We start from the raw sequence: 24,296 nt of genomic DNA on the forward strand, positions 1-24,296 counted from the left end.
CGCTAAAGCCCCTCCAACGGCCCGGCTATCCAGACGCGGCCTGCGGCCGCTGCTACGTAGCAGCGGCCAAAGGCCGCGTCCGGCTACCTTGCGAAATGTCCTGGAACGGCACGGCGGTTAAGGCGCGGCCTGCGGCCACTGCTACGTAGCAGCGGCCAAAGGCCGCGTCCGGCTACCACGCGAAATTCCTGGAACGGCGCGGCGATTCAGACGCGGCCTGCGGCCACTGCTACGGGATTTTTGTAGCAGGGCGGCGATATCAGTGCCCTGCCGCCTCCGGCCCTGCCTTGGCGGCGAACGGCGGCTTGGCCAGCCACACGATCAGAATCAGGCCCATGAACATCCAGCCCAGCAGCGTGAAGTAATCCACGGTGGAGAGCATGTACGCCTGCGCCTCGACGATACCGTCCAGCTGCTGGTAGGTCTTGAGCCCTGCCCCGCCCATCTGCTGGATGGTGTGCTGGGTAGCCGGATCGTACGCGGTCACGCTTTCGGTCAGGTAGGCATGGTGCTGGTCCGCCCGGCGAATCCAGATCCAGGTAGTCAGCGACGCCGCGAAGCTGCCGCCCAAGGTCCGCAGGAAGGTGGCCAGGCCCGAGCCGTCGGCGATCTGGTTGGGAGGCAGGTCCGACAGCAGGATGGTCAGGGTCGGCATGAAGAACAGCGCCACGCCGATCCCCATGAACATCTGCACCAGCGCCACGTGGTTGAAGTCCACCTCGTTGGTGAAACCGGCCCGCATGAAGCAACTGGTGCCGATGGCCAGGAACGCCAGCCCTGCCAGGATCCGCAGGTCGAACTTGGTGGCGTACTTGCCCACGAACGGCGACATCAGCACCGGCAGGATACCCAGCGGTGCCACCGCCAGCCCCGCCCAGGTCGCCGTGTAGCCCAGTTGCGTCTGCAACCACTGGGGCAGGATCAGGTTGATGCCGAAGAAGCCCGCGTACCCCAGGATCAGCACAATGGTGCCGAAGCGGAAGTTGCGGTACTTGAACAGCTTCAGGTTCACCACCGGGTGCTCGTCGGTCAGCTCCCAGATGACGAAGAACGCCAGGGCAATCGCCGAGATCACCGCACCGATGATGATGAAGTTGGACTCGAACCAGTCAGCGTCGTTGCCCTTGTCGAGCACGATCTGCAGGGCGCCCACACCGATGATCAAGGCAATCAGGCCCACGTAGTCCATGGGCTGGCGGCTGGTGACCACCGGCCGCGCGGCCAGCTGCTGGCGCACCACCAGGCAGGCGAAGATACCAATCGGCACGTTGATGAAGAAGATCCACGGCCAGCTGTAGCTGTCGGTAATCCAGCCGCCGAGGATCGGCCCCGCAATCGGCGCCACCACCGTGACCATGGCCAGCAGTGCCAGTGCCATCCCCCTTTTCGCCGGTGGGTACACGGCAATCAGCAGCGTCTGGGTCATGGGGTACAGCGGCCCCGCCACCACGCCTTGCAGCACGCGGAAGCCGACCAGTTCAGGCATCGACGTGGAGATACCGCAGAGGAACGAGGCCAGCACGAACAGGATGGTGGCCCACAGGAACAGCTTGACCTCGCCAAAGCGACGGCTCAGCCAGCCGGTCAGCGGCAAGGCGATGGCGTTGCTCACGGCGAACGAGGTGATGACCCAGGTGCCCTGCTCGGAGCTGACCCCCAGGTTGCCGGAAATGGTCGGCAGCGCCACGTTGGCGATGGTGGTGTCGAGCACCTGCATGAAGGTCGCCAGCGACAGGCCGATGGTGCTGAGCAGCAGGCTGGGCGGCTTGAAGGAAGCGTTACTCATCGCAAATCCCTGGAAGTTGGAGGCGTACAGGCCCCGCGCGAGCGCACGGGGCCTGTGGATCGGCGAATCAGCGTTGGGCGGTGTTGCCGGCGCCGACGCTGTTGTCGTGGATCAGGCGGGTGATCATGTCATCGGCCTCACCCAGCTGACGGTCATAAACCTGGGTGCTGAACGAGGCTTTCTGCGGCGGCTGCTGGGCCAGCACCGGGCCGCTCTGGTCGTGCAGGTTGACGTCGACCACGGTGGACAGGCCGATGCGCAGCGGGTGGTCCTTCAGCTCATCCGGGTTCAGGTGGATACGCACGGGTACGCGCTGGACGATCTTGATCCAGTTGCCGGTGGCGTTCTGCGCCGGCAGCAGGGCGAAGGCGCTGCCGGTGCCGGCGCCCAGGCTGTCGACGGTGCCGGTGAATTTGACGTCGCTGCCGTACAGGTCGGCGGTGATGTCCACCGGCTGGCCGATGCGCATCTTGCTCAGCTGGGTTTCCTTGAAGTTGGCGTCGATCCAGATCTGGTCCAGCGGGATCACGGCCATGGTCGCGGTGCCCGGCTGGATGCGTTGGCCCAGCTGCACGGTGCGCTTGGCGACGTAGCCGGTCACCGGCGCGATCAGCGTGGTACGGGCGTTGGCCAGGTACGCCTGGCGCAGCTGCGCGGCGGCCGCCATCACGTCAGGGTGGGTGGCCACGGTGGTGTCATCCACCAGCGCGGTGTTGCTCTTGAGCGCCTGCTGGGCGTTGGCGACCGCGGCCTGGGCGGCGTTCAGGTCGTCACGGGCATGGCTCAGTTCTTCCTGGGAAATGGCCCCGCCGGCGGCCAGGGTACGGCGACGGTCGAAGTTGTCCTGGGCCTTTTTCAGGTCGGTCTGGCGCGACAGCAACTGCGCCTTGGCGCCATCGACGTTGCTGTACAACCCGCGCACCTGGCGCACGGCCTTGGCCAGGTTGGCCTGGGCGCTTTGCAGGTTGACCTTGGCGTCAGCCGGGTCGAACTCCAGCAGCACTTGGCCTGCGTGCACCAGGTCGCCGTCGTCGGCGCCGATGCTGGTGACGGTGCCGGTGACCAGCGGGGTGATTTCCACCACGTTGCCGTTCACGTAGGCGTCGTCGGTGCTTTCGTTCCAGCGGCCGTACACCTCGTACCAGCCCCAGGTAGCCAGGCCGCCGAGGATCACCAGCAACAGCAGAATGAACAGCATCACCTTACGCTTGCGCGGGTTGCCAGCGTTGGGTTGTTCCGTTGCCGGAGCCTTGTCCGGCGAGTTTGTAGCGGAGGCAGTAGCCATGACAGATACCTTGCTTATTCAGTCTGCGTTGCGTGTGCGGAAGGAGTGGCGGCCTGGGCGACGCTGTCGCCCGAGAAGCCGCCGCCCAGGGCCTGCATCAACTGGATCGACAGGTCGATCTGTTCGGCGTTGAGGCTGGCCAGTTGTCGTTGTGCCTGCAGCAGTTGCTGCTCGATGGTCAGCACGTCCACGTAGTTGCCGATACCGGAGCCGTAGCGCAGGGTGCCGGTGTCATAGGACTGCTTGGCGATGCTGGCCGCGCGTTCCTGGGCCTTGATCTGCAGGTCGATGGCGTGCAACTGGTTGATGGTGTCGCTGACATCGCCAAGGGCCTTGACCAGGCTCTTGTTGTACTGCGCCACCGCCAGGTCGTAGTCGGCGTCGCGGGCATCGAGGTCGGCGCGCAGGCGGCCGCCGTCGAAGATCGGCAACGACACCGTCGGCGAAATGCTCAGCAGGCGGCTGGCGCTGCCGAACAGCGAATCACCCAGCAGCGACTGGGTGCCGGCCGCGGCGCTGAGGTTCAGGTTGGGGTAGAAGCGGGTCTTGCCAGCGGCCACGTCCTTGCTCGCAGCCTCCACGCGCCAGCGCGCGGCCACCAGGTCCGGGCGGCGGCCCAGCAGCTCGGCAGGCAGTACCGATGGCAACGCCACGGCGCTGGCCTGCAACACTTTCGGCCGGACGATCTCGTTGGCCCGGTCCGGGCCCTTGCCCAGCAGCACCGCCAGGGCGATGCGCGCGCTTTGCAGGCGCTTCTTGGCGTCTTCGGCCGAGGCCTGGGAGCTGGCGGCCAGGCTCTCGGTCTGCTGGAACTGGTAGTCGCTGTCGATGCCGGCCTTCAGGCGGCGCTGGCCCAGGTTCAGCATCTGCTGGGTGCGCTTGAGGTCGTCCTGGGCCAGGTCGTCCATGATGTAGGCCTGGCCCAGGTCACTGTAGGCACGGGCGACATCGGCGGCCAGGGTAAGCCCGGCTGCCTGGCGGTCGACTTCGGCGGCGCGGGCCTGGCCCAGCGCGGCTTCCCAGGCGTCACGCTGGCCGCCCCACAGGTCGAAACTATAGTTGAACGACAACTGCGCCTCGCGCACGGTGGCGTACAGGCCACCCACGCCCTGCGGGTCCTGCACCTTGGGCAGGCGCTCGCGCACCACGCCCGCCGAGGCATCCAGGGTCGGCATGCGCGCAGCGTCCGCTGACAGGGCGGCAGCAGTGGCCTGGTGGGCGCGGGCCGCGGCCACCTGCATGTCGGGGCTGTCGCGCAGGGCTTCGCGGATCAAACCGTCCAGCTGCTCGTCGCCCAGGCTTTTCCACCAGTCGGCTTTCGGCCAGGCGGCAGGCGACAGAGTCACGCCTTTGAGCGTGCCATCGGCCTGCAGGGTTTTCGCGTCGGTGGCCACGCCCGAGGTGTTCAGGCCATGGAAATTGGCACAGCCGGCCAGGCTCATGGCCAGGAACACCAAGCTGAACCGGTTGCGTAAGGACTTGCCGCTCATTTTTCACCTACCCGCAAGGCGGTGAGGGTGTCCCCGGCCGCCAGCAATACTTTGGTTAAGATTCGTTCCAGGTCCGCCAGTTCGGTCGGCTCCAGCACCCCTACCAAATCGTTCATGGCATCGGCGCCAATGTGTGGCATGCGCTCCGCCAGGGAATGCCCCTCGGCGGTCAGTGCCAGGCGGATCTGCCGACGGTCCGTGGCGCAGCGCTTGCGCGTGATCAGGTTTTTCTGTTCCAGGCGGTCGAGCATGCGGGTCATGGAGCCACTGTCCAAAGACAGGTAGCGGCACAGCTCCGCTGGCGTATCGACCTTGTACATGTCAATGAAAATCAACACCTTGAACTGGGCCGAGGTCACACCTTCGGGCACCAGGTGAGTGTCCAGGATGCGATCCTTGACCTGCGACGCACGGCCCAGCAGCAGGCCGATGGTGCAGCGCTGGAAATTTTCCGGGGTGAAATGTCTCATCAAGAAGCCTGCCTAGGCAGTAATTTATACAAGATGTTACTGCCTAGGCAGCTAATGTCAAATAAATTTATTAGCTTGCTTAGTATTCGGACGACAGGCGGGAGGAAAAGTTTAGGCGCAAACACGTAGCCGCTGCCGCAGGCTGCGCTGGCCTTCGAGTCCACTGAAAATCTGCAGCGAACATCGGGGCCAGCGCAGCCTGGCGGCAGCGGCTACAGGGGGTCAGGCGAAGGCAGGCACGCCGCTGTGGAAGCGGAACTCGGGGTCGGGGCTGAGGATCAGGTCGGCCTCCACTTCGCGCACCTTGTCGATGGTCTTGGCAATGTCCTTGGCCTCACCGTAGTGATGCGCCAGCTTCAGGTAACCCTGGTAGTGCCGCGCCTCGCTCTTCAGCAAGCCGTGGTAGAAGGTGCCCAGCTCTTCGTCCAGGTGCGGCACCAGCGCCTCGAAGCGCTCGCAGCTGCGCGCCTCGATGAACGCGCCAACCACCAGCGTGTCCACCAGCTTCACCGGCTCGTGGCTGCGCACCACCTTGCGCAGGCCCGAGGCATAGCGCCCGGCGTTCAGCGGCCGCAGTTCGACGTTGCGGCGCTTCATCAGGCGGATCACCTGTTCATGGTGCACCAGCTCTTCACGGGCCAGGCGCGACATGAAGTTGATCAGGTCGGCGTGGGTGCAGTACTTGGCGATCAGGCTCAGCGCGGTGCTGGCGGCCTTGAACTCGCAGTTCTTGTGGTCCACCAGCATGGTTTCCTGGTTCACCAGGGCTGCGTCGACCCACGCCTGCGGCGTCCTGCAACCGAGGAACTCATGGATTTCAGACAGCATGCTCGACTCCTGGGGCGGGGCAAAAGCCGGCGATTATACGGACCCCACGGCAGATCGCCAGCCGCTATGCTTGAGAGAGGTCAATGGGCCGGACTGGCGGCTGTCTATAGTAGAACCCTACCTGCCCCTACCCGCCCGGGAGAACCGTCATGCAAACCATCCGCAGCCTGTTGGTGGTGCTGGACCCTGAACACGCCCACAGCCAGGCGCTGACCCGCGCCAAGCTGATCGCCGGCGTCACCCAGGCGCACCTGCACCTGTTGATGTGCGACCACCACCAGGACCACAGCGCCCTGCTGACCCTGCTCAAGAGCCAGTTGCACGACGACGGTTTCAGCGCCACGGCCGAGCAGGCCTGGGATGGCAACCTGGAGAAGACCATCATCAAGGTGCAACAGACCGAAGGCTGCGGCCTGGTGATCAAGCAGCACCGCCACGAAAGCGCGCTGAAGCGTTTCCTGCTCACGCCCAGCGACTGGAAGCTGCTGCGCCACTGCCCCTGCGCGGTGCTGATGGTGAAAAGCGAGCGACCCTGGACCCATGGCGTGATCCTGGCGGCGGTCGACGTGGGCAATGCCGACGGCGAACACCGGCATCTTCACGCGAACATCGTCGAACATGGCTTCGACATTGCCCGCCTGGCCAAGGGCGACCTGCACGTGATTGCCGCTCATCCTTCGCCGATGCTGTCGGCCAAGGACCCGGCGTTCCAGCTCAAGGAAACCATCGAGGCGCGCTACCGCGAACAGTGCGCGGCGTTCCAGGCCGAATTTGACATCGACGACGCCCACCTGCACATCGCCGAAGGGCCTGCGGACGTGTTGATCCCCTTCACCGCGCAGAAACTCAACGCCGCCGTCACCGTGATCGGCACCGTGGCCCGCACCGGCGTATCAGGGGCGCTGATCGGCAATACCGCGGAGGTGGTGCTGGATGCGCTGGAAAGTGACGTGCTGGTGCTCAAGACCGACGAGATCATCGCGCACCTGGAAGAGTTGGCCCGCGGATAACCCGTAGCCGCTGCCGCCAGGCTGCGCTGGCCAACGTGGGCCCTGAAAATCTCCAGTGAAGCACAGGGCCAGCGCAGCCTTCGGCAGCGGCTACGGGTTATTCGCCCGGCAGAGCATCCTGCAAAAACCCCGGCGCGATGTAGCGCTCGTAATGCGCCTCCGACAGCAGGAAAAATTCCCGATCAATGGCATCGCGCAGTTCCGGCAGCTCCCAGTCGCGGAATTCGGGCAGCAGGACCATGCCGTAGGCCTCCAGCTGGTTGATCACCCGCGCGCCACGGGCGATCAACTGGTAGGCCCAGCAGTATTCGGACTGGTTGGGTACAAAACGGATCTTGCGTTGCTCCAGCTGAAGGCGCAGCTTGTCCTTGTCGAAGACTTCGAGCTTGGCCACCATCACCTGCACCAGCAGCTGCTCCAGGCGCAGCCACACGGCGCGCTTGGCGTCGTCGTCGTAGCCGTTCCAATGGATCACTTCGTGGTGGAAACGCTTGCAGCCGCGGCATACAAGATCCCCGTAAACCGTGGAGCAGAGGCCTACACAGGGGGTCTTGATGGACTGATTGGACATGGGCCGGCAACGCTTTGACAAAGAAGACAGGCGGCCATGTTAGCCCTTTGTCTAAGGATGATCACCCCTGAAGTGGTAGGGCTTAACTTACCTTTCTTGTTTTTTTGCCGTAGAATCACGCTGCCTTTTTAGGCACCAATGTCCGCTAGAAGCTGTTTTCAAAGCGTCACGAGCACAGTTATCCGACAGAACGGCGTTGGCGCAGGTATTTGCAGGCACAAGTACCTGGCGCCAGCCCTCATCAGCTCCCCGTTCTGGAGGCGTAAAACTTTGAAAGCAGCTTCTACAAGGAATTTCTGCAGCCCCGGCTCATCGGCTCGAGAAGCCGTGCGGTGCATGGGCGCAGAAGTGACTGGATGAGCGTCCCGGACAGGGACCACTGATGAGGGTAATAACTGTGCTTGAAGCCTACCGCAAACACATCGAAGAGCGTGCCGCCCAGGGTATCGTGCCCCAGCCGCTTAACGCCGAACAAACAGCCGGCCTGGTCGAGCTGTTGAAGAATCCTCCGGCTGGCGAAGAAGCCGTCCTTGTCGACCTGATCACCAACCGCGTTCCACCAGGCGTGGACGAAGCGGCCTACGTGAAGGCCGGCTTCCTCTCCGCCATCGCCAAGGGCGAAGCCACCTCCCCGCTGATCGACAAGAAACGTGCCGTCGAGCTGCTGGGCACCATGCAGGGCGGCTACAACATCGCCACCATGGTTGAGCTGCTGGACAGCGCCGAGCTGGCCGCTGTTGCCGCCGAACAGCTCAAGCACACCCTGCTGATGTTCGACGCCTTCCACGACGTGGCTGAAAAAGCCAAGAACGGCAACGAACACGCCAAGGCCGTGCTGCAATCCTGGGCCGACGGCGAGTGGTTCAAGAAGCGCCCGGTGCTGGCCGACAAGATCAGCCTGCGCGTGTTCAAGGTCACCGGCGAAACCAACACCGACGACCTGTCCCCTGCCCCCGACGCCTGGTCGCGCCCAGACATCCCGCTGCACGCCCTGGCCATGCTGAAAATGGCCCGCGACGGTATCGTGCCGGACGTGCAAGGCTCCATCGGCCCGATGAAGCAAATCGAGCAGATGCGTGGCGAAGGCTTCCCGATCGCCTACGTCGGTGACGTGGTAGGTACCGGTTCGTCGCGTAAATCGGCGACCAACTCGGTGCTGTGGTTCTTCGGCGACGACATCCCCTACGTGCCGAACAAGCGCGCCGGTGGTTTCTGCTTCGGCTCGAAAATCGCCCCGATCTTCTACAACACCATGGAAGACGCCGGCGCCCTGCCGATCGAATTCGATGTCTCGAACATCAACATGGGCGACGTGATCGACCTGTACCCGCACGCTGGCAAGGTTTGCAAGCACGGTACCGACGAAGTCATCACCACCTTCGAAATGAAAACCCCGGTGCTGTTGGACGAAGTCCGCGCCGGCGGCCGTATCCCGCTGATCGTCGGCCGTGGCCTGACCGAAAAAGCGCGCGCCGAGCTGGGCCTGGGCCCAACCGACCTGTTCAAGCTGCCGGAAGCGCCGGTCGACACTGGCAAGGGCTTCACCCTGGCACAGAAGATGGTCGGCAAGGCCTGCGGCCTGCCAGTAGGCAAGGGCGTGCGCCCTGGCACCTACTGCGAACCGAAAATGACCACCGTGGGTTCGCAAGACACCACCGGCCCGATGACCCGCGACGAGCTGAAAGACCTGGCCTGCCTGGGCTTCTCCGCTGACCTGGTCATGCAGTCGTTCTGCCACACCGCTGCCTATCCGAAGCCGATCGACGTGGTTACCCACCACACCCTGCCGGACTTCATCCGCACCCGCGGCGGCGTTTCCCTGCGCCCAGGCGACGGCATCATCCACAGCTGGCTGAACCGCATGCTGCTGCCGGACACCGTCGGCACCGGTGGTGACTCGCACACCCGCTTCCCGATCGGCATCTCGTTCCCTGCAGGTTCGGGCCTGGTCGCCTTCGCCGCAGCCACCGGCGTCATGCCGCTGGACATGCCGGAGTCGGTACTGGTGCGCTTCAAGGGCAAGCTGCAACCGGGCATCACCCTGCGTGACCTGGTACATGCCATCCCTTACTACGGCATCCAGAAAGGCCTGCTGACCGTCGAGAAGAAAGGCAAGATCAACGCCTTCTCGGGTCGCATCCTGGAAATCGAAGGCCTGGACGAGCTGACTGTTGAACAGGCATTCGAACTGTCCGACGCCTCGGCCGAGCGTTCCGCCGCTGGTTGCACCATCAAGCTGCCGGAAAAGGCTATCGCCGAGTACCTGAAGTCGAACATCACCCTGCTGCGCTGGATGATCAGCGAAGGCTACGGCGATGCGCGCACCATGGAACGTCGCGCCCAGGCGATGGAAGCCTGGCTGGCCAACCCTGAACTGCTGGCCGCCGATGCCGACGCCGAATACGCCGAAATCATCGAAATCGACCTGGCCGACGTCAAGGAGCCAGTACTCTGCGCCCCTAACGACCCGGACGACGCTCGCCTGCTGTCCACCGTTCAAGGCCAGAAGATCGACGAAGTGTTCATCGGTTCGTGCATGACCAACATCGGTCACTTCCGCGCTGCCGGTAAGCTGCTGGACCAGGTGAAAGGCCAACTGCCGACCCGCCTGTGGCTGTCGCCGCCGACCAAGATGGACGCCCACCAGCTGACCGAGGAAGGCTACTACGGCATCTACGGCAAGGCTGGCGCGCGCATGGAAATGCCAGGCTGCTCGCTGTGCATGGGTAACCAGGCACGCGTTGAGCCGAACAGCACCGTGGTGTCGACCTCGACTCGTAACTTCCCGAACCGCCTGGGCGATGGTGCCAACGTGTTCCTGGCCTCCGCCGAACTGGCTGCCGTTGCCTCGATCCTGGGCAAGCTGCCAACCGTCGAGGAGTACATGGAGTACGCGACGAACATCGACAGCATGGCTGCCGACGTTTACCGCTACCTGAGCTTCGACCAGATCGCCGAATTCCGCGAGGCTGCTGCCAGCGCGAACATTCCGGTGGTTCAGGCCTAAGCCCGACCGGCAATAAAAAAACCCCGTCCTGGTGACGGGGTTTTTTTATGGTCGCAAGGCTGGCCGTGGCACGTTACGACGGATGTAGCAGCAACGGTCTCGGCTAGTAAATGCGGATCTTCGGCGTGGACCAGGGCCAGCGCAGGCTTCGCCAGCGGCTACAAGTGATCTGCGTAGCAGCTGCCGCCAGGCTGCGTCTGGACCCAAACCCGTTCGTCCAGGAACACCGCGGCCGCCAGCTGGCCACACCCAGGGCGTGCAGCCAAAAAAAACCCGTCGCAAGCGACGGGTTTTTTCATGAGCCAGGCAAGCTTACGGGTTGGACGTACCGCTCAACGCCAAGTCCATCAATTCCCGGTTCGCCACTGCATACATGGCGTAATCGGTACCCGTGGCGGCTTTCAACTCTTCAAGCATGGCGCGCCAGCGTACCACCATGTTCTTGTGCTGCTCGGTCCACAGCTCCACGCGCGCGTCCATGTCCGCCGGGCCATCGGCCATCTGCAGCACGGAAATGGTGATCGCCCGCTGCTGGAAGTCGATGTCGTCGCGGAATGCCTCGCGGGCCAGGGCCTGCCAGTTGTTTTCCACCGGCAGGCTGCTGATCTGCTGCAGGTACCAGTTCAGGTCCAGGGAACTGCCCACGGCGAAGAACGCCCGCGCCACTTCCGCAGCGTTGTGACCGGTGACGTCCGAGGCCTCAATGATCGGCAGCAGGGTGTACAGGTGGCTGGTGCCCGCCACCATGCGCGCCAGCAGTTCCGGCACGCCAGCCTCGACGTACCCCTGGTAGCGGGTCTGCCAGACCTCGCGGGTGGGGCCTTCCAGCAGTTCGTCCAGTTTTAGGCCCAGGGCCGCGATGTGCGGTCCGAAGTGCGCCACGTCGCGACCGGCGTCCTGCTCGTTGCGGCGGCTGCGCAGGAACCAGCGCGTGGCACGGCGGCCCAGGCGCATCAGCTCATCCATCAGCGCCAACTGCACCTCGGCGGCCACCTGGTAGTCCAGCGCCTCGATCTGGCGGAACCAGTGCGGCAGGTGGAAGATGTCGCGCACAATCACGTAGGCACCGGCGACGTTGGCCGGGCTCATGCCGGTGGACTCCTTCAGCCGCTGCACGAAGGTGATACCCATGTTGTTGACCAGGTCGTTGGCGATCTGGGTGCTGACGATCTCGCGCTTCAGGCGGTGGCGGCGCATGGACTCGGCGTACTTGCTGACCAGCGACGGCGGGAACGCGGTTTCCATGTCGCGGGTCAAGTAGTCGTCGTCCGGCACCTGGGACTTGAGCAGGGCTTCCTTGAGGTCGATCTTGCTGTAGGAAATCAGCACCGACAGCTCGGCCCGGGTCAGGCCCTGGTTGTTCGCCACGCGCTCCACCAGCTGCTCCTCGGACGGCAGGAACTCGATGGCACGGTCCAGCTTGCCGCGGCTTTCCAGGTCAGCCATCAGGCGCTTGTACTCGGCCAGGCGCTCGTAGGCACGGCGCGCGGCCAGGGACAGGGCCTGGGTCTGCTTGTAGTTGTTGCCCAGCACCAGGTGGCCGACCTCATCGGTCATGCTGCCCAGCAGCAGGTTGCGCTGCTTCTCGGTCATGTCGCCGGCCTGCACCGCTTCGTTGAGCAGGATCTTGATGTTGACCTCGTGGTCGGAGCAGTCCACGCCACCGGCGTTGTCGATGAAGTCGGTGTTGGTGGCACCGCCCAGCAGGCCGAACTCCACGCGCCCCAGCTGGGTCATGCCCAGGTTGCCGCCCTCGCCCACCACCTTGCAACGCAGCTCGTTGCCGTTCACGCGCAGGGCGTCGTTGGCCTTGTCGCCCACGTCGGCATGGGACTCGCTGCTGGCCTTGACGTAGGTGCCGATGCCGCCGTTCCACAGCAGGTCTACCGGCGCCTTCAGCAGGGCGTTCAGCAGTTCGGTAGGCGTCAGTTTGTCCGCCTGGATGTCGAAGCGTTGCTTCATCTGCGGGCTGATGGCGATGCTCTTGGCGCTGCGCGGGAAGATACCGCCGCCCCCGGACATGAGCGCCGTGTTGTAGTCGCTCCAGGCCGAGCGCGGCAGGTCGAACAGGCGCTGGCGCTCGGCGAAGCTGCTGGCCGGGTCCGGGTTGGGGTCGATGAAGATGTGCAGGTGGTTGAAGGCGGCCACCAGCTGCAGTTTGTCGGACATCAGCAGGCCGTTGCCGAACACGTCGCCGGCCATGTCGCCGATGCCGATCACCGTGGTCACGTCCTGTTGCACATTGATGCCGCGTTCGCGGAAGTGGCGCTGCACGCCCACCCACGCACCCTTGGCGGTGATGCCCATTTTCTTGTGGTCGTAGCCGGCCGAACCGCCCGAGGCGAAGGCGTCGCCCAGCCAGAAGCCGTAGTCGATGGCAATGCCGTTGGCGATGTCGGAGAAGGTCGCCGTACCCTTGTCGGCGGCCACCACCAGGTAGGGGTCATCGTCGTCGTGGCGCACCACGTTGGCTGGCGGCACCACGCCGCCGTCCTTGAGGTTGTCGGTGATGTCCAACAGGCCCGAGATGAACAGGCGGTAGCAGGCGATGCCCTCGGCCTGGATATCGTCACGGCTGCCGCCCAGGGGCAGGCGCCGCGGCAGGAAGCCGCCCTTGGCGCCCACGGGCAGGATCACCGAGTTCTTCACCTGCTGGGCTTTTACCAGGCCCAGCACCTCGGTGCGGAAGTCTTCCTCGCGGTCCGACCAGCGCAGGCCGCCACGGGCGACGTTGCCGAAACGCAGGTGCACGCCTTCGACGCGCGGGCTGTAGACGAAGATCTCGAACTTGGGCACCGGCTTGGGCAGCTCGGGAATCAACTTGGGGTTGAACTTGAAGCTGAAGTACGACTTGGCGTGACCGTTGGCGTCAGGTTGGTAGAAGTTGGTGCGCAAGGTGGCCTTGATCAGGTCCAGGTAGCGCCGCAGGATGCGGTCCTCGTTGAGCACCTGCACGTCGTCCAGCGCCGTGAGGATGGCCTGCTCCAGGCGTTGCTGCTTGTCGTCGAGGTCTTCGCCGGTGAGCTTGCGCGCCAGGTAGAAACGGGTCTTGAACAGCCGGGTCAGCTCGCGGGCGATGTCGGTGTGGTTGTTCAGGGTGCTGGCGATGTAGCCCAGGTCGAAGCCCAGGCGGATCTGCTTCAGGTAGCGGGCGTAGGCACGCAGCAGCGCCACGTCGCGCCACGGCAGGCCGGCGGTCAGCACCAGGCGGTTGAAGGCATCGTTCTCGGCGTCGCCCTGCACGATGTGGACGAAAGCGTCCTGCAGGGTGTCGTTGAGCTGCTGGATGTCCAGGTCCAGGCCTTCGGCAGCGGTGAAGGCGAAGTCATGAATCCAGAACTCGCGGCCATTGGTGTGGCGCAGGCGGTACGGGAACTCGCCCAGCACCCGCAGGCCGAGGTTTTCCAGGATCGGCAGCACGTCGGACAGCGCCAGCGGCGTGTCGGCGTGGTACAGCTTGCAGTGCAGCTGCTGCCTGCCGGTCTGCGCCAGCGGCTGGTAGAAGCTCATCACCAGCGGGCGCTTGTCGTTCAGGGCCAGCAGGTGCTGCATGTCGACCACCGCCGAATGCGCGGCGAAGCGCTCGCGGTAGCCGGCCGGGAAGCCTTTCGGGAAGTCGGCCAGCACGTTGGTGCCGTGGGCCTCGCCGAACGCCTCGACGGTCAGGCTGGCGTAGTCGTCCTGCCACGAACGGCAAGCCTGCACCACTTCGTTTTCCAGCTGCAGCGGGTCGATGTCGATGCGGTTCTTGGGGTCCACGCGCAGGATCAACTGCACCCGCGCCAGTACCGATTCCGAGAAGAAGGTCCAGAACTCGCAGTCGCTGGCCTTGAGGCGGTCCATCAGCACCTGCTGGATCTTCTGCCGGACCTCGGTGGAGTAGACGTCACGCGGTACGTAGGCCAGGCAGTAGCAGAAGCGCCCGTACGGGTCCTTGCGCAGGAACACGCGGATCTTGTTGCGCTCCTGGATCTGCACGATGGACATCACGGTGGTGAACAGCTCGTCCACCGGGGTCTGGAACAGGTCGTCGCGGGGCAGAACTTCCACCACCTGGGCCAGTTCCTTGCCCAGGTGCGCCTTGGGATCGAAGCCCGAGCGGCGCTCGATCTCGGCGACCTTGCGGCGAATGTACGGGATCTGCCGGACACTCTCGCCGTACACCGTGGAGGTGTACAGGCCCATGAAGCGGCATTCCTTGATGACCCGGCCGTTGGCGTCCAGCTGGCGCACCGAGACGTAGTCCGGGTAAGCCGGGCGGTGCACGCGGCTGGGGTGCGCGGCCTTGGCGAAGGACAGCAGCAGCGGTTCGTTCAGGTAGTTGACGGCATAGTCTTCGATGCGCAGGTCATCGGCGCTGAGGCCGGCGCGCAGCAGGCGGGTCAGGCCCAGGAACGAGCTTTCGTCGTACACCAGGTGGCCGCCGTCGGCGTCGTTGGCCACCACGAATTCTTCATAGCCCAGGAAGGTGAAATGGTTGGCCACCAGCCATTCCAGGAAGGTCTTGACCTCGGCCTTTTCCTCTTCATCCACCCCATAGGGGCTCTGGTCCACCAGTTGCAGCACTTCGCGGACCTTGGCCTTCATCGGCTCGAAATCGGCCACGGCCACGCGCACTTCCACCAGCACCTGCTCCAACTCCTTGGCCAGCAGCTTGAGCTCGGCGGCGTTGGCGCAGCGGTCGATCTCCAGGTACATCAGCGATTCCTGCAGCACGCCCTCGCCCTGGGTGCCCTTGGGCAGCAGCTCCTGCAGGCTGCCATCGGCGCCGCGGCGCACGCTGAGCACGGTGGTCTGCAGGGTGTGGATGCTGTAGCCGCGGCGGTTGAGCTCGGTGCGCACCGAGTCCACCAGGAACGGCAGGTCGTGGTGCAGCACCTCGACTGCGGTGTGGGTGGATTGCCAGCCGTGGCGTTCGTAATCGGGGTTGTACACCCTTACCTGGGGCTGGGCGTGGTCGAACCGCTCCAGCAGGCGCCAGGCCGAAAGGGTACAGCCGGCCAGGTCGCTGAGGCGGCGCTGGGTGAGTTCGTCCAATGAGATGATGCCGAAGAACTGATCAGCGAACAGCGCTACTTGTGGCAGGGCCTGCTCGCTAACGTGCTGCGCCAGGGCCGCTTTCAGTTGTTGCTGGAAGTCGGCTTTGCTGGCTGCGGTGAAGAACGCCATCTGTGGTACTCCGCTTGGGCTTGTTTTTGAATGAAGCGTCGCGTGTGTTCCCCTCTGGGATCAACCATAGCCAACCCGCCGCAAGAGGGGAGGAAAAACCCGATACCGGAGGTTGCCGGCATCGAGGGCAAGGGTCCGAACCGGTGCCTTGGACGTTGCACCAAAATGGACCGCTTGCCGACTCCCCAGCTTACCCAGTGCAACAGCTTCGATACTTGCAGGGCTGCGACATATTCGGTCAATCAGGAGTTGTCGTACGAGCTACACAGGGCGTTGCACACACAGGTTTCAGAATCGGCGCAAAGAGTGTCAGAATCGCTACCTGCCCTCCTACCTTGGTAAAAATCATGCAATTTCAAGCCAGCCAGTTGATGGTCAACCCTTGTGACGACGAAGAAGACAACATGGCGCTGGTGTGCTGCCACGATGAAAAAGGCGGCATGATCCTCATCACCCGCATGGCCGATGACAAGGACGTGGAATTCACCTTGGGCGAGGAAGAACCGTGCTACGTACGCGACTTCAAGGTCACCCTGGACGAGAACACCCTGAAGTTCGAACTGGCCGCCGATGACGCCGACGTATTGAACGGCGACGCCGAACTGGTGATCCACTATGACAAGGGCCAGGTAGACCTGGCTGAAGTCGAGGAAACCCTGCGCAACATCCTCGACGGCACCGGCACCTACGTGAGCCACATCGCCCGCTGATCACGCCCTGGAGCGCGCCATGACCCGCCCGGTATTCGACGCTCACTGCCACATCATCGACCCGCGCTTCCCGCTGGTCGCCAATGACGGCTACTTGCCACCCACCTACACGGTGGACGATTACCAGGCCCAGGTCGCACCGCTGGGCGTGTGCGGCGGCGCGGTGGTGTCGGGCTCGTTCCAGGTGTTCGACCAGCAGTACCTGCTGGCCGCCCTCGCGCAACTGGGGCCGGGCTACGTGGGGGTGACCCAGCTGCCGGCTTCAGTCACCGACGCCGAGCTGCAGCACCTTGACCGCCACGGCGTGCGCGCCCTGCGCTTCAACCTCAAGCGCGGTGGTTCCGAACAGCTGGACAAGCTGGAGCCCTTCGCCAAGCGCGTGCATGAACTGCTGGGCTGGCACGCCGAGCTGTACGTCGATTCCCGTGATTTGCACGCGCTGGAGGCACGCCTGCTGCGCCTGCCCGAAGTCAGCATCGACCACCTGGGCCTGAGCCGTGACGGCCTGCCCACGCTGTTGCGCCTGGCCGAACGCGGCGTGCGGGTGAAGGCCTGCGGCTTCGGCCGGGTGGATTTCCCCGTGGGGCCGGCGTTGCAGGCTATTTACGCGGCCAATCCCCATGCACTGATGTTCGGCACCGACCTGCCGTCCACGCGGGCGCCGCGGCCGTTCCAGGTCGAGGACCTGGGGCTGGTGGAGGACATGCTGGGGGACGATGGTGCGCAGATGGTGCTGTGGGGCAATGCGCGGGATTTCTATCGGTTGTGACGGGCCAGGCGACATGTTGTGTCGCCCTTGAGATCGACCCGGCCTCGCGGCCGGTGCTACATCTGGTTCAGGCCAGCCAGGCCTGTGCAGTCAATCGAGCTTCTTGCGGATCCAGTAGAGGTAGGTACCCTCGCCTTCACGCCGCTCCACCAGTTCATGCCCCAGGAACACGCAGAACTTGGGAATGTCGCGCTGGGTCGAGGGGTCGGTGGCGATCACCTTCAGCAAGCCGCCGGCCGGCAGGTCGCGCACGTGCTGGTGCAGCATCATCACCGGTTCCGGGCAGTTGAGGCCGGTGGCGTCGAGCACGCCATCCACGGCCAGTTCAGCAGGTTCAGACATACAAATCTCCAGAAACGTGTGGGCATTGTCAGCCAATGCCCGGGCGCAGGTCACCCCTTGCGCGGGGCCTTCTTGGTCGGGGTGTCGATACGGCGCAGGTGGCAGGTCACTTCCTCGCGGTCGTGGTAGAGCTGCTTGCAGCCGATTTCCACTTCAATACCACGGGCCTTGAAGCCGTCGGCGATGCGCTCCAGCAAGCGGCGCACCTCGGCGTAGCGCTGCTTCATCGGCAACTTCAGGTTGACCACCGCCTCGCGACACAGGCCCTCGCCCAGCCAGGTTTCCAGCAGGGAAGCGCTGCGGGCCGGCTTCTCGACGATGTCGCACACCATCCAGTCCACGGTGGGGCGCGGCTTGTAGGTGAAACCGTCAGCCATCAGGTGGGTGACCAGGCCGGTGTCCATCAGGCTCTGGGCCATGGGGCCGTTGTCGATGGCCGTCACCAGCATGCCGCGGCGCACCAGCTGGTAGGTCCAGCCGCCGGGCGCGGCGCCCAGGTCGACCCCGGTCATGTCTTCCGACAGACGCGCGTCCCACTCGTCGCGCGGGATGAAGTGGTGCCAGGCCTCTTCCAGCTTCAGCGTCGAGCGGCTGGGCGCCTCGCGGGGGAACTTCAGGCGCGGGATGCCCATGGGCCACATGGCCGAATTGTGCGCCGGGGCCAGGCCCAGGAACACTTCCCGGCCGCTGCGGAAGGTCAGCAGCAGGCGCGGCAGGTCGTCGTCTTCCACCAGCTTGCCGGCCTTGAGCAGGGCCTTGCGCAGCGGGCCTTCGAATTTGCGACAGAAGGTCGACAATTCCTTGCCGTCGTTGGTATCCAGCACTTCCAGCCACAGGCTGCCGCAGGTCGGATACGCGCCGAGGGCATCGAGCAGCACGCTGATGCGGTCGGTTTCCGGCAGTTCCACGAACGCGCCACGCGCCCACTGGCGCGGGAAGATCAGGTCGCTGAAGTTGACCTCGTCCATCAGCCGCTCAAGGTCCGCCGGTTCATGGCAGACGAACTCGGCGAAGGCGCTGGCCGGCTTGGCCTTGGCGTAGCCAGCCACGTCGAAATACGCGGCCAGTTCGGAAATTTCGGAACAGACTTCGCCTTCGAAGCCCGGCCGGCAGTGCATAAACAGGGTATTCATCAACCACTCCTGGACCGGCGCCCCGACAGTAGGTCGCCGCCATGGCGAGCGCACCACTGGCGCGCTGCCGAAATCGGCGCATTCTAAAGGAAGTTCGGAACCGGCGACACGCCTGGACAGTCAGGTGTAATGATAGCTAGCTACGCTTTATGCCCTGGGTCCGTGCCGTGCGGACCTTCGCGGCAGCCGCCAAGGAGTGATTTCATGCCCTCGCTTGATAGCCTGAAGACCCTCAAGACCCTGCAGGTCGACGACCGTCAGTACCATTATTTCAGCCTGCCCGAAGCCGCCAAGAGCCTGGGTGCCCTGCAACAACTGCCCATGTCCCTGAAAGTGCTGCTGGAAAACCTGCTGCGCTGGGAGGACGCCAAGACCGTCACCGGCGATGACCTCAAGGCCCTGGCCGCCTGGCTCAAGGACCGCCGCAGCGACCGCGAGATCCAGTACCGCCCTGCCCGCGTGCTGATGCAGGACTTCACCGGCGTGCCGGCGGTGGTCGACCTGGCCGCCATGCGCGCCGCCGTGGCCAAGGCCGGCAGCGACCCGCAGCGCATCAACCCGCTGTCGCCGGTGGACCTGGTGATCGACCACTCGGTGATGGTCGACAAATACGGCGACAACCAGGCCTTCGGCGAAAACGTCGACATCGAGATGCAGCGCAACGGCGAGCGTTACGCCTTCCTGCGCTGGGGCCAGAGCGCCTTCGACAACTTCAGCGTGGTGCCCCCAGGCACCGGCATCTGCCACCAGGTGAACCTGGAGTACCTGGGCCGCACCGTGTGGACCAAGGAAGAGGACGGCCGCACCTACGCCTTCCCCGATACCCTGGTGGGCACCGACTCGCACACCACCATGATCAACGGCCTGGGCGTGCTGGGCTGGGGCGTGGGCGGCATCGAGGCCGAGGCGGCCATGCTCGGCCAGCCGGTGTCGATGCTGATTCCCGAGGTGATCGGCTTCAAGCTCACCGGCAAGCTCAAGGAAGGCATCACCGCCACCGACCTGGTGCTCACCGTCACCCAGATGCTGCGCAAGAAAGGCGTGGTGGGCAAATTCGTCGAATTCTACGGCGACGGCCTGGCCGACCTGCCCCTGGCGGACCGCGCCACCATCGCCAACATGGCCCCGGAATACGGCGCCACCTGCGGTTTCTTCCCGGTGGATGAGGTCACGCTGGACTACCTGCGCCTGTCCGGCCGCCCCGAGGCCACGGTAAAACTGGTGGAGGCCTACACCAAGGCCCAGGGCCTGTGGCGCCTGCCAGGCCAGGAACCGCTGTTCACCGACAGCCTGGCGCTGGACATGGGCACGGTTGAAGCCAGCCTGGCGGGACCCAAGCGGCCCCAGGACCGGGTGGCGCTGCCGAAAGTGGCCCAGGCGTTCTCGGACTTCATCGGCCTGCAACTCAAGCCGTCCAGCAAGGACGAAGGCCGCCTGGAAAGCGAGGGCGGCGGTGGCGTGGCCGTGGGCAACGCTGCCCAGGCCGGCGAGGCGCAGTACAGCTGGCAGGGCCAGACCCACCACCTCAAGGACGGCGCCGTGGTGATCGCCGCCATTACCTCGTGCACCAACACCTCCAACCCCAGCGTGATGATGGCCGCCGGGCTGGTGGCGAAGAAGGCCGTGGAAAAAGGCCTGCAGCGCAAGCCCTGGGTGAAGAGCTCCCTGGCCCCCGGTTCGAAAGTGGTGACCGATTACTACAAGGCCGCCGGCCTCACCCAGTACCTCGACGCCCTGGGCTTCGACCTGGTGGGCTACGGCTGCACCACCTGCATCGGCAACTCCGGGCCGCTGGACGAGCCCATCGAGAAAGCTATCCAGCAGGCCGACCTGACCGTGGCCTCGGTGCTTTCGGGCAACCGCAACTTCGAGGGCCGCGTGCACCCGCTGGTGAAAACCAACTGGCTGGCCTCGCCGCCGCTGGTGGTCGCCTACGCCCTGGCCGGCAGCGTGCGCATCGACATCAGCAGCGAACCCCTGGGCACCGGCAAGGACGGCAAGCCGGTGTACCTGCGCGACATCTGGCCCAGCCAGCAGGAAATCGCCGACGCGGTGCGCAGCGTCGACACCGCGATGTTCCACAAGGAATACGCCGAGGTGTTCGCCGGCGACGCCCAGTGGCAGGCCATCGAGATGCCCCAGGCCGCCACCTATGTCTGGCAGGACGACTCCACCTACATCCAGCACCCGCCGTTCTTCGACGACATCACCGGCGCGCTCAAGCCGGTGGTCGACGTGCAGGGCGCCCGCGTGCTGGCGCTGCTGGGCGACTCGGTGACCACCGACCACATCTCCCCCGCCGGCAACATCAAGGCCGACAGCCCCGCCGGCCGCTACCTGCGGGAGAAAGGCGTGGAGCCGCGCGACTTCAATTCCTACGGCTCACGCCGCGGCAACCATGAAGTGATGATGCGCGGCACCTTCGCCAACATTCGCATCCGCAACGAAATGCTCAACGGCGAGGAAGGCGGCAACACCTACTACATCCCCACGGGCGAGCGCCTGGCCATCTATGACGCGGCCATGCGCTACCAGGCCGACGGCACGCCGCTGGTGGTGATCGCCGGGCAGGAATATGGCACCGGCTCCAGCCGCGACTGGGCGGCCAAGGGCACCAACCTGCTGGGGGTGAAGGCGGTGATCGCCGAGAGCTTCGAGCGCATCCACCGCTCCAACCTGGTGGGCATGGGCGTGTTGCCGCTGCAGTTCAAGGATGGCCAGAGCCGCAAGACCCTGAAGCTGAGCGGGCGCGAGACCCTCGACATCACCGGCCTGAGCGGCGCCGACCTGCGCCCGCACATGGACCTGACCCTGCGCATCACCCATGAGGACGGCAAGCAGGAAAATGTGACGGTGCTGTGCCGCATCGACACCCTCAACGAGGTGGAGTACTTCAAGGCCGGCGGCATCCTGCACTACGTGCTGCGCCAGCTGATCGCCTCATGAAAACGACGCTACCTGCGTAGCCGCTGCCGCCAGGCTGCGCTGGCCCTGAGCCTCCCTGAAGATCTTCAGCGACCTCGCGGGCCAGCGCAGCCTGGCGGCAGCGGCTACAAGCACGCAGCGGGATTCGGGGAAATTTAATTTCAATTTTGTGGCGCCGCGGCCGACAACCTGTGAAAGCCTTGCGGAACCCCACAGCCATGCGTAACAACCAGCCCGTCACCCAGCGCGAAAGGACGTTTCCTGCCCAGCAGCGCCTGATTTCCACCACCGATGCCAAAGGAATGATCACCTACTGCAATGACGCGTTCGTCGAGATCAGTGGTTTTTCCCGTGACGAGTTGATCCGTGCGCCGCACAACACCGTGCGCCACCCGGACGTGCCAGCGGCAGTGTTCGAGCACATGTGGGCCACCCTGCGCCAGGGCCAGCCGTGGATGGGCATCGTCAAGAATCGCTGCAAGAACGGCGATTTCTATTGGGTGAACGCCTACGTCACGCCGATTTTCGACAACAACCAGGTGGTGGGCTACGAGTCGGTGCGGGTCAAGCCCAGCGCCGAGATGATTCGTCGCGCCCAATCACTCTACGAACGCCTGAACAGCGGCAAGTCCGCGGTGCCGCGCCGCGACCGCTGGTTGCCGGTGGTGCAGGACTGGCTGCCGTTCATTCTGGTCAGCCAGGTCGGCTTCCTGATTGGCAGTTGGCTGGGCAGCTGGTGGGGCTTCGCCGTGGCCGCCCTGCTCTCGGTGCCGCTGGGCCTGGTGGGCCTGAGCTGGCAGCAACGGGGCATCAAGCGCCTGCTGCGCCTGGCCGAACAGACCACCTCCGACCCGCTGATCGCGCAGATGTACACCGACAGCCGCGGCGCCCAGGCGCGTCTTGAGCTGTCCATCCTCAGCCAGGACGCCCGCCTGAAGACCTGCCTCACCCGCCTGCAGGACACCGCCGAGCACCTCAACGACCAGGCCCGGCAGTCCGACGGCCTGGCCCACCAGAGCTCCGAGGGCCTGGAGCGCCAGCGCGTGGAAACCGAACAGGTGGCCGCTGCGGTCAACCAGATGGCCGCTACCACCCAGGAAGTGGCCAGCCACGTGCAGCGCACCGCCGACGCCACCCAGCAGGCCAACCTGCTGACCAGCCAGGGCCGTGGCATTGCCGGCGAAACCCGCGAAGCTATCCAGCGCCTGTCGGTGGTGGTGGGCGAGACCGGCCAGACAGTGACCCAGCTGGCCAAGGACAGCGACGAGATCGGCGGCGTGGTGGACGTGATCAAGGGCATCGCCGACCAGACCAACCTGCTGGCACTGAACGCCGCCATCGAAGCCGCCCGTGCCGGCGAGATGGGCCGTGGCTTCGCCGTGGTCGCCGATGAAGTGCGCCAGTTGGCGCAGCGCACCAGCGAATCCACTGGCCAGATCCACGCGCTGATCGCCAAGCTGCAGCAAACCGCAGGCGCCGCCGTGCAGACCATGGAAGCCGGCCATCGCCAGGCCGAGGAAGGCGTGGCAAGGGTGCTAGAAGCCGACCAGGCGCTGGTGGGCATCAGCGAGGCGGTGGCGCACATCACCGACATGACCACGCAGATTGCCGCTGCCACCGAGGAGCAGAGCGCGGTGGCCGAGGAGATCAGCCGCAACATCAGCACCATCGCCAACCTGGCGGACCAGACCAGCGAGCAGGCGCAGAACTCCGCCCTGCTGAGCGAAGAACTGACCCGCACGGCGCACAGCCAGTACTCGCTGGTAGAACGCTTCAACCGCTGAAACTCCCGTAGCAGCGGCCAAAGGCCGCGTCAGGAACCACGCGGTGCCTGTGACGCGGCCTTCGGGCCGCTGCTACGGGGCCCCTTGTACCTCGTGTATCGCGGCCAAGGCCGGCTCCTACCACGGACGGCGTAGGAGCCGACTTTAGTCGCGATGCAGACGACGCCGTTTCAAGACAATTGCTGCCACGGGTCAGCGTAGAAACCGCGCCACCGCCTGCGCCGCCGCCTCGATATGCTGCTCATGGCTGAACCCCGACGCCTTCAATGGCTTGAGGTCATGATCCCCCGCCACCAGCCAGCACAGCTCGATTTTCCCCGACAACACATACCCCTCCACCGCCGCCCGGTTGCCCAGCGCGTCGCGTTCGCCTTGCACGATAAGGGTCGGCGTCGCCAGCGCCGCCAGGTGCTCCACCCGCGGTTTCTCCGACTTGCCCGCGGCATAGAACGGATACCCCAGGCACACCAGCGCCGCAGCCCCCAACTCGTCCGCCAGCAGGCTGGCCATGCGCCCACCCATGGACTTGCCGCCGATCGCCAGGGTGCCGGTCACCAGCGGCCGCACCTGGGCGTAGACCTCGCGCCAGCATTCCAGCAGCTTGGGCTTGGGGTTGGGCGGGCGCTTGCCGCCGTCCAGGCGGCGCTGGGCCATGTAGGGGAACTCGAAGCGCAACACGCCGACGCCCCTGGCCGCCAGCTGCTCGCTGATGCTGGCCATGAAGCCGCTGTCCATGGGCGCGCCGGCGCCGTGGGCCAGTATCAGGCAGGCCACAGGCGCGCCCTGTGGCGCGTTCCACAGCCAGCCCCGGGCCTGGGCCAGCGCGGCCAATTGATCCTGGTCAATGCTGCAAGGCTGCGGCTCTTTCATGCTGGTTCCACCGTGAAAAAATAACGGCCGCCATGATGCCACGTCGACGCCGCCACGCGGCAGCGCCCGCGTGCGGTATGTCCACACAGCGACTAAGCTCATAGCGTTGAAAACTGGGCTGGACGGATATGTTTCCGGATGTTCAGA

The 24,296-nt window shown here is 64.9% G+C and carries 16 protein-coding genes; 6 read left to right on the forward strand and 10 right to left on the reverse strand.

Translation table 11 applies throughout. From position 1 onward, the window contains the following. Positions 1 to 259 precede the first annotated feature (259 nt). From AC0Z2B_RS28180 to AC0Z2B_RS28200, 5 genes are all read right to left on the reverse strand, one after another. Positions 260 to 1,786, reverse strand: coding sequence for a DHA2 family efflux MFS transporter permease subunit (locus AC0Z2B_RS28180; protein ID WP_416425838.1), 1,527 nt, complete (start codon positions 1,784 to 1,786; stop codon positions 260 to 262). A 67-nt stretch (positions 1,787 to 1,853) separates the two neighbouring features. Continuing rightward, a complete protein-coding gene (locus tag AC0Z2B_RS28185; RefSeq protein ID WP_473003815.1) occupies positions 1,854 to 3,071 on the reverse strand; it encodes an EmrA/EmrK family multidrug efflux transporter periplasmic adaptor subunit in 1,218 nt (405 codons plus the stop codon). A 14-nt stretch (positions 3,072 to 3,085) separates the two neighbouring features. Beyond that, on the reverse strand, positions 3,086 to 4,561 hold the full coding sequence (locus tag AC0Z2B_RS28190) for an efflux transporter outer membrane subunit (protein WP_476301041.1): 1,476 nt from the start codon (positions 4,559 to 4,561) through the stop codon (positions 3,086 to 3,088). Next, on the reverse strand, positions 4,558 to 5,031 hold the full coding sequence (locus AC0Z2B_RS28195) for a MarR family winged helix-turn-helix transcriptional regulator (protein WP_416425842.1): 474 nt from the start codon (positions 5,029 to 5,031) through the stop codon (positions 4,558 to 4,560). The genes AC0Z2B_RS28190 and AC0Z2B_RS28195 overlap by 4 nt, the downstream gene beginning before the upstream one ends. Before the next feature lie 222 nt (positions 5,032 to 5,253). After that, on the reverse strand, positions 5,254 to 5,859 hold the full coding sequence (locus AC0Z2B_RS28200) for a MiaE family protein (protein WP_416425843.1): 606 nt from the start codon (positions 5,857 to 5,859) through the stop codon (positions 5,254 to 5,256). Between the two features lie 149 nt (positions 5,860 to 6,008). Between AC0Z2B_RS28200 and AC0Z2B_RS28205 the strand changes: the two genes are divergently transcribed. Next, the gene (locus tag AC0Z2B_RS28205) at positions 6,009 to 6,869 is read left to right on the forward strand and encodes a universal stress protein (protein ID WP_476301044.1); all 861 of its coding nucleotides are present in this window, start codon (positions 6,009 to 6,011) and stop codon (positions 6,867 to 6,869) included. Between the two features lie 97 nt (positions 6,870 to 6,966). On the opposite strand, the gene AC0Z2B_RS28210 is transcribed toward AC0Z2B_RS28205, so the two are convergent. Further along, complete coding sequence (locus tag AC0Z2B_RS28210; protein WP_476301045.1) at positions 6,967 to 7,440, reverse strand: DUF1289 domain-containing protein; 474 nt, start codon at positions 7,438 to 7,440, stop codon at positions 6,967 to 6,969. A gap of 397 nt (positions 7,441 to 7,837) precedes the next feature. On the opposite strand from AC0Z2B_RS28210, the gene acnB reads away from it, so the two are divergent. Beyond that, positions 7,838 to 10,447: a bifunctional aconitate hydratase 2/2-methylisocitrate dehydratase gene (gene acnB / locus AC0Z2B_RS28215; protein ID WP_476301090.1), complete on the forward strand. Its 2,610-nt coding sequence runs from the start codon at positions 7,838 to 7,840 to the stop codon at positions 10,445 to 10,447. Between the two features lie 312 nt (positions 10,448 to 10,759). On the opposite strand, the gene AC0Z2B_RS28220 is transcribed toward acnB, so the two are convergent. Continuing rightward, positions 10,760 to 15,616 (reverse strand): NAD-glutamate dehydrogenase, encoded by a 4,857-nt coding sequence (locus AC0Z2B_RS28220; protein WP_476301047.1) that lies wholly within the window; start codon positions 15,614 to 15,616, stop codon positions 10,760 to 10,762. Between the two features lie 347 nt (positions 15,617 to 15,963). On the opposite strand from AC0Z2B_RS28220, the gene AC0Z2B_RS28225 reads away from it, so the two are divergent. Continuing rightward, positions 15,964 to 16,326, forward strand: a complete 363-nt coding sequence (locus AC0Z2B_RS28225) for a hypothetical protein (RefSeq protein WP_476301049.1) — start codon at positions 15,964 to 15,966, stop codon at positions 16,324 to 16,326. Between the two features lie 19 nt (positions 16,327 to 16,345). Then, entirely contained in the window at positions 16,346 to 17,095 is a 750-nt protein-coding gene (locus AC0Z2B_RS28230) for an amidohydrolase family protein (RefSeq protein WP_476301050.1), read from the forward strand. 90 nt (positions 17,096 to 17,185) lie between these two features. Here AC0Z2B_RS28230 and tusA read toward each other — a convergent pair whose 3' ends face one another. Beyond that, positions 17,186 to 17,437 carry a sulfurtransferase TusA gene (gene tusA, locus AC0Z2B_RS28235; protein WP_416425851.1) on the reverse strand — a complete coding sequence of 84 codons (252 nt, stop codon included), beginning with the start codon at positions 17,435 to 17,437 and terminating at the stop codon, positions 17,186 to 17,188. A 50-nt stretch (positions 17,438 to 17,487) separates the two neighbouring features. Continuing rightward, the gene (gene rlmM, locus AC0Z2B_RS28240) at positions 17,488 to 18,570 is read right to left on the reverse strand and encodes a 23S rRNA (cytidine(2498)-2'-O)-methyltransferase RlmM (protein WP_416425852.1); all 1,083 of its coding nucleotides are present in this window, start codon (positions 18,568 to 18,570) and stop codon (positions 17,488 to 17,490) included. A 204-nt stretch (positions 18,571 to 18,774) separates the two neighbouring features. Here rlmM and acnA point away from each other — a divergent pair, with 204 nt between their 5' ends. Together acnA and AC0Z2B_RS28250 are read left to right on the forward strand one after the other, a co-directional pair. Further along, the gene (gene acnA, locus AC0Z2B_RS28245; protein ID WP_476301053.1) at positions 18,775 to 21,516 is read left to right on the forward strand and encodes an aconitate hydratase AcnA; all 2,742 of its coding nucleotides are present in this window, start codon (positions 18,775 to 18,777) and stop codon (positions 21,514 to 21,516) included. Between the two features lie 197 nt (positions 21,517 to 21,713). After that, positions 21,714 to 23,279 (forward strand): methyl-accepting chemotaxis protein, encoded by a 1,566-nt coding sequence (locus tag AC0Z2B_RS28250; protein WP_476301055.1) that lies wholly within the window; start codon positions 21,714 to 21,716, stop codon positions 23,277 to 23,279. A 192-nt stretch (positions 23,280 to 23,471) separates the two neighbouring features. Here the strand turns inward: AC0Z2B_RS28250 and AC0Z2B_RS28255 are convergent, their stop codons facing one another. Beyond that, positions 23,472 to 24,149: an alpha/beta family hydrolase gene (locus AC0Z2B_RS28255; protein WP_476301056.1), complete on the reverse strand. Its 678-nt coding sequence runs from the start codon at positions 24,147 to 24,149 to the stop codon at positions 23,472 to 23,474. Positions 24,150 to 24,296: the final 147 nt, after the last annotated feature.

It is taken from the genome of Pseudomonas sp. GYB4201, from assembly GCF_056312595.1.

Bases quoted from the DNA above. Each gene is read 5' to 3' on its own strand.
- AC0Z2B_RS28195 (WP_416425842.1), bottom strand. From the start codon at position 5,031: ATGAGACATTTCACCCCGGAAAATTTCCAGCGCTGCACCATCGGCCTG.
- AC0Z2B_RS28205 (WP_476301044.1), top strand. From the start codon at position 6,009: ATGCAAACCATCCGCAGCCTGTTGGTGGTGCTGGACCCTGAACACGCC.
- AC0Z2B_RS28250 (WP_476301055.1), top strand. From the start codon at position 21,714: ATGCGTAACAACCAGCCCGTCACCCAGCGCGAAAGGACGTTTCCTGCC.
- AC0Z2B_RS28190 (WP_476301041.1), bottom strand. From the start codon at position 4,561: ATGAGCGGCAAGTCCTTACGCAACCGGTTCAGCTTGGTGTTCCTGGCC.
- AC0Z2B_RS28255 (WP_476301056.1), bottom strand. From the start codon at position 24,149: ATGAAAGAGCCGCAGCCTTGCAGCATTGACCAGGATCAATTGGCCGCG.
- AC0Z2B_RS28230 (WP_476301050.1), top strand. From the start codon at position 16,346: ATGACCCGCCCGGTATTCGACGCTCACTGCCACATCATCGACCCGCGC.
- AC0Z2B_RS28180 (WP_416425838.1), bottom strand. From the start codon at position 1,786: ATGAGTAACGCTTCCTTCAAGCCGCCCAGCCTGCTGCTCAGCACCATC.
- AC0Z2B_RS28210 (WP_476301045.1), bottom strand. From the start codon at position 7,440: ATGTCCAATCAGTCCATCAAGACCCCCTGTGTAGGCCTCTGCTCCACG.
- AC0Z2B_RS28220 (WP_476301047.1), bottom strand. From the start codon at position 15,616: ATGGCGTTCTTCACCGCAGCCAGCAAAGCCGACTTCCAGCAACAACTG.
- AC0Z2B_RS28185 (WP_473003815.1), bottom strand. From the start codon at position 3,071: ATGGCTACTGCCTCCGCTACAAACTCGCCGGACAAGGCTCCGGCAACG.
- acnA (WP_476301053.1), top strand. From the start codon at position 18,775: ATGCCCTCGCTTGATAGCCTGAAGACCCTCAAGACCCTGCAGGTCGAC.
- rlmM (WP_416425852.1), bottom strand. From the start codon at position 18,570: ATGAATACCCTGTTTATGCACTGCCGGCCGGGCTTCGAAGGCGAAGTC.
- tusA (WP_416425851.1), bottom strand. From the start codon at position 17,437: ATGTCTGAACCTGCTGAACTGGCCGTGGATGGCGTGCTCGACGCCACC.
- AC0Z2B_RS28200 (WP_416425843.1), bottom strand. From the start codon at position 5,859: ATGCTGTCTGAAATCCATGAGTTCCTCGGTTGCAGGACGCCGCAGGCG.
- AC0Z2B_RS28225 (WP_476301049.1), top strand. From the start codon at position 15,964: ATGCAATTTCAAGCCAGCCAGTTGATGGTCAACCCTTGTGACGACGAA.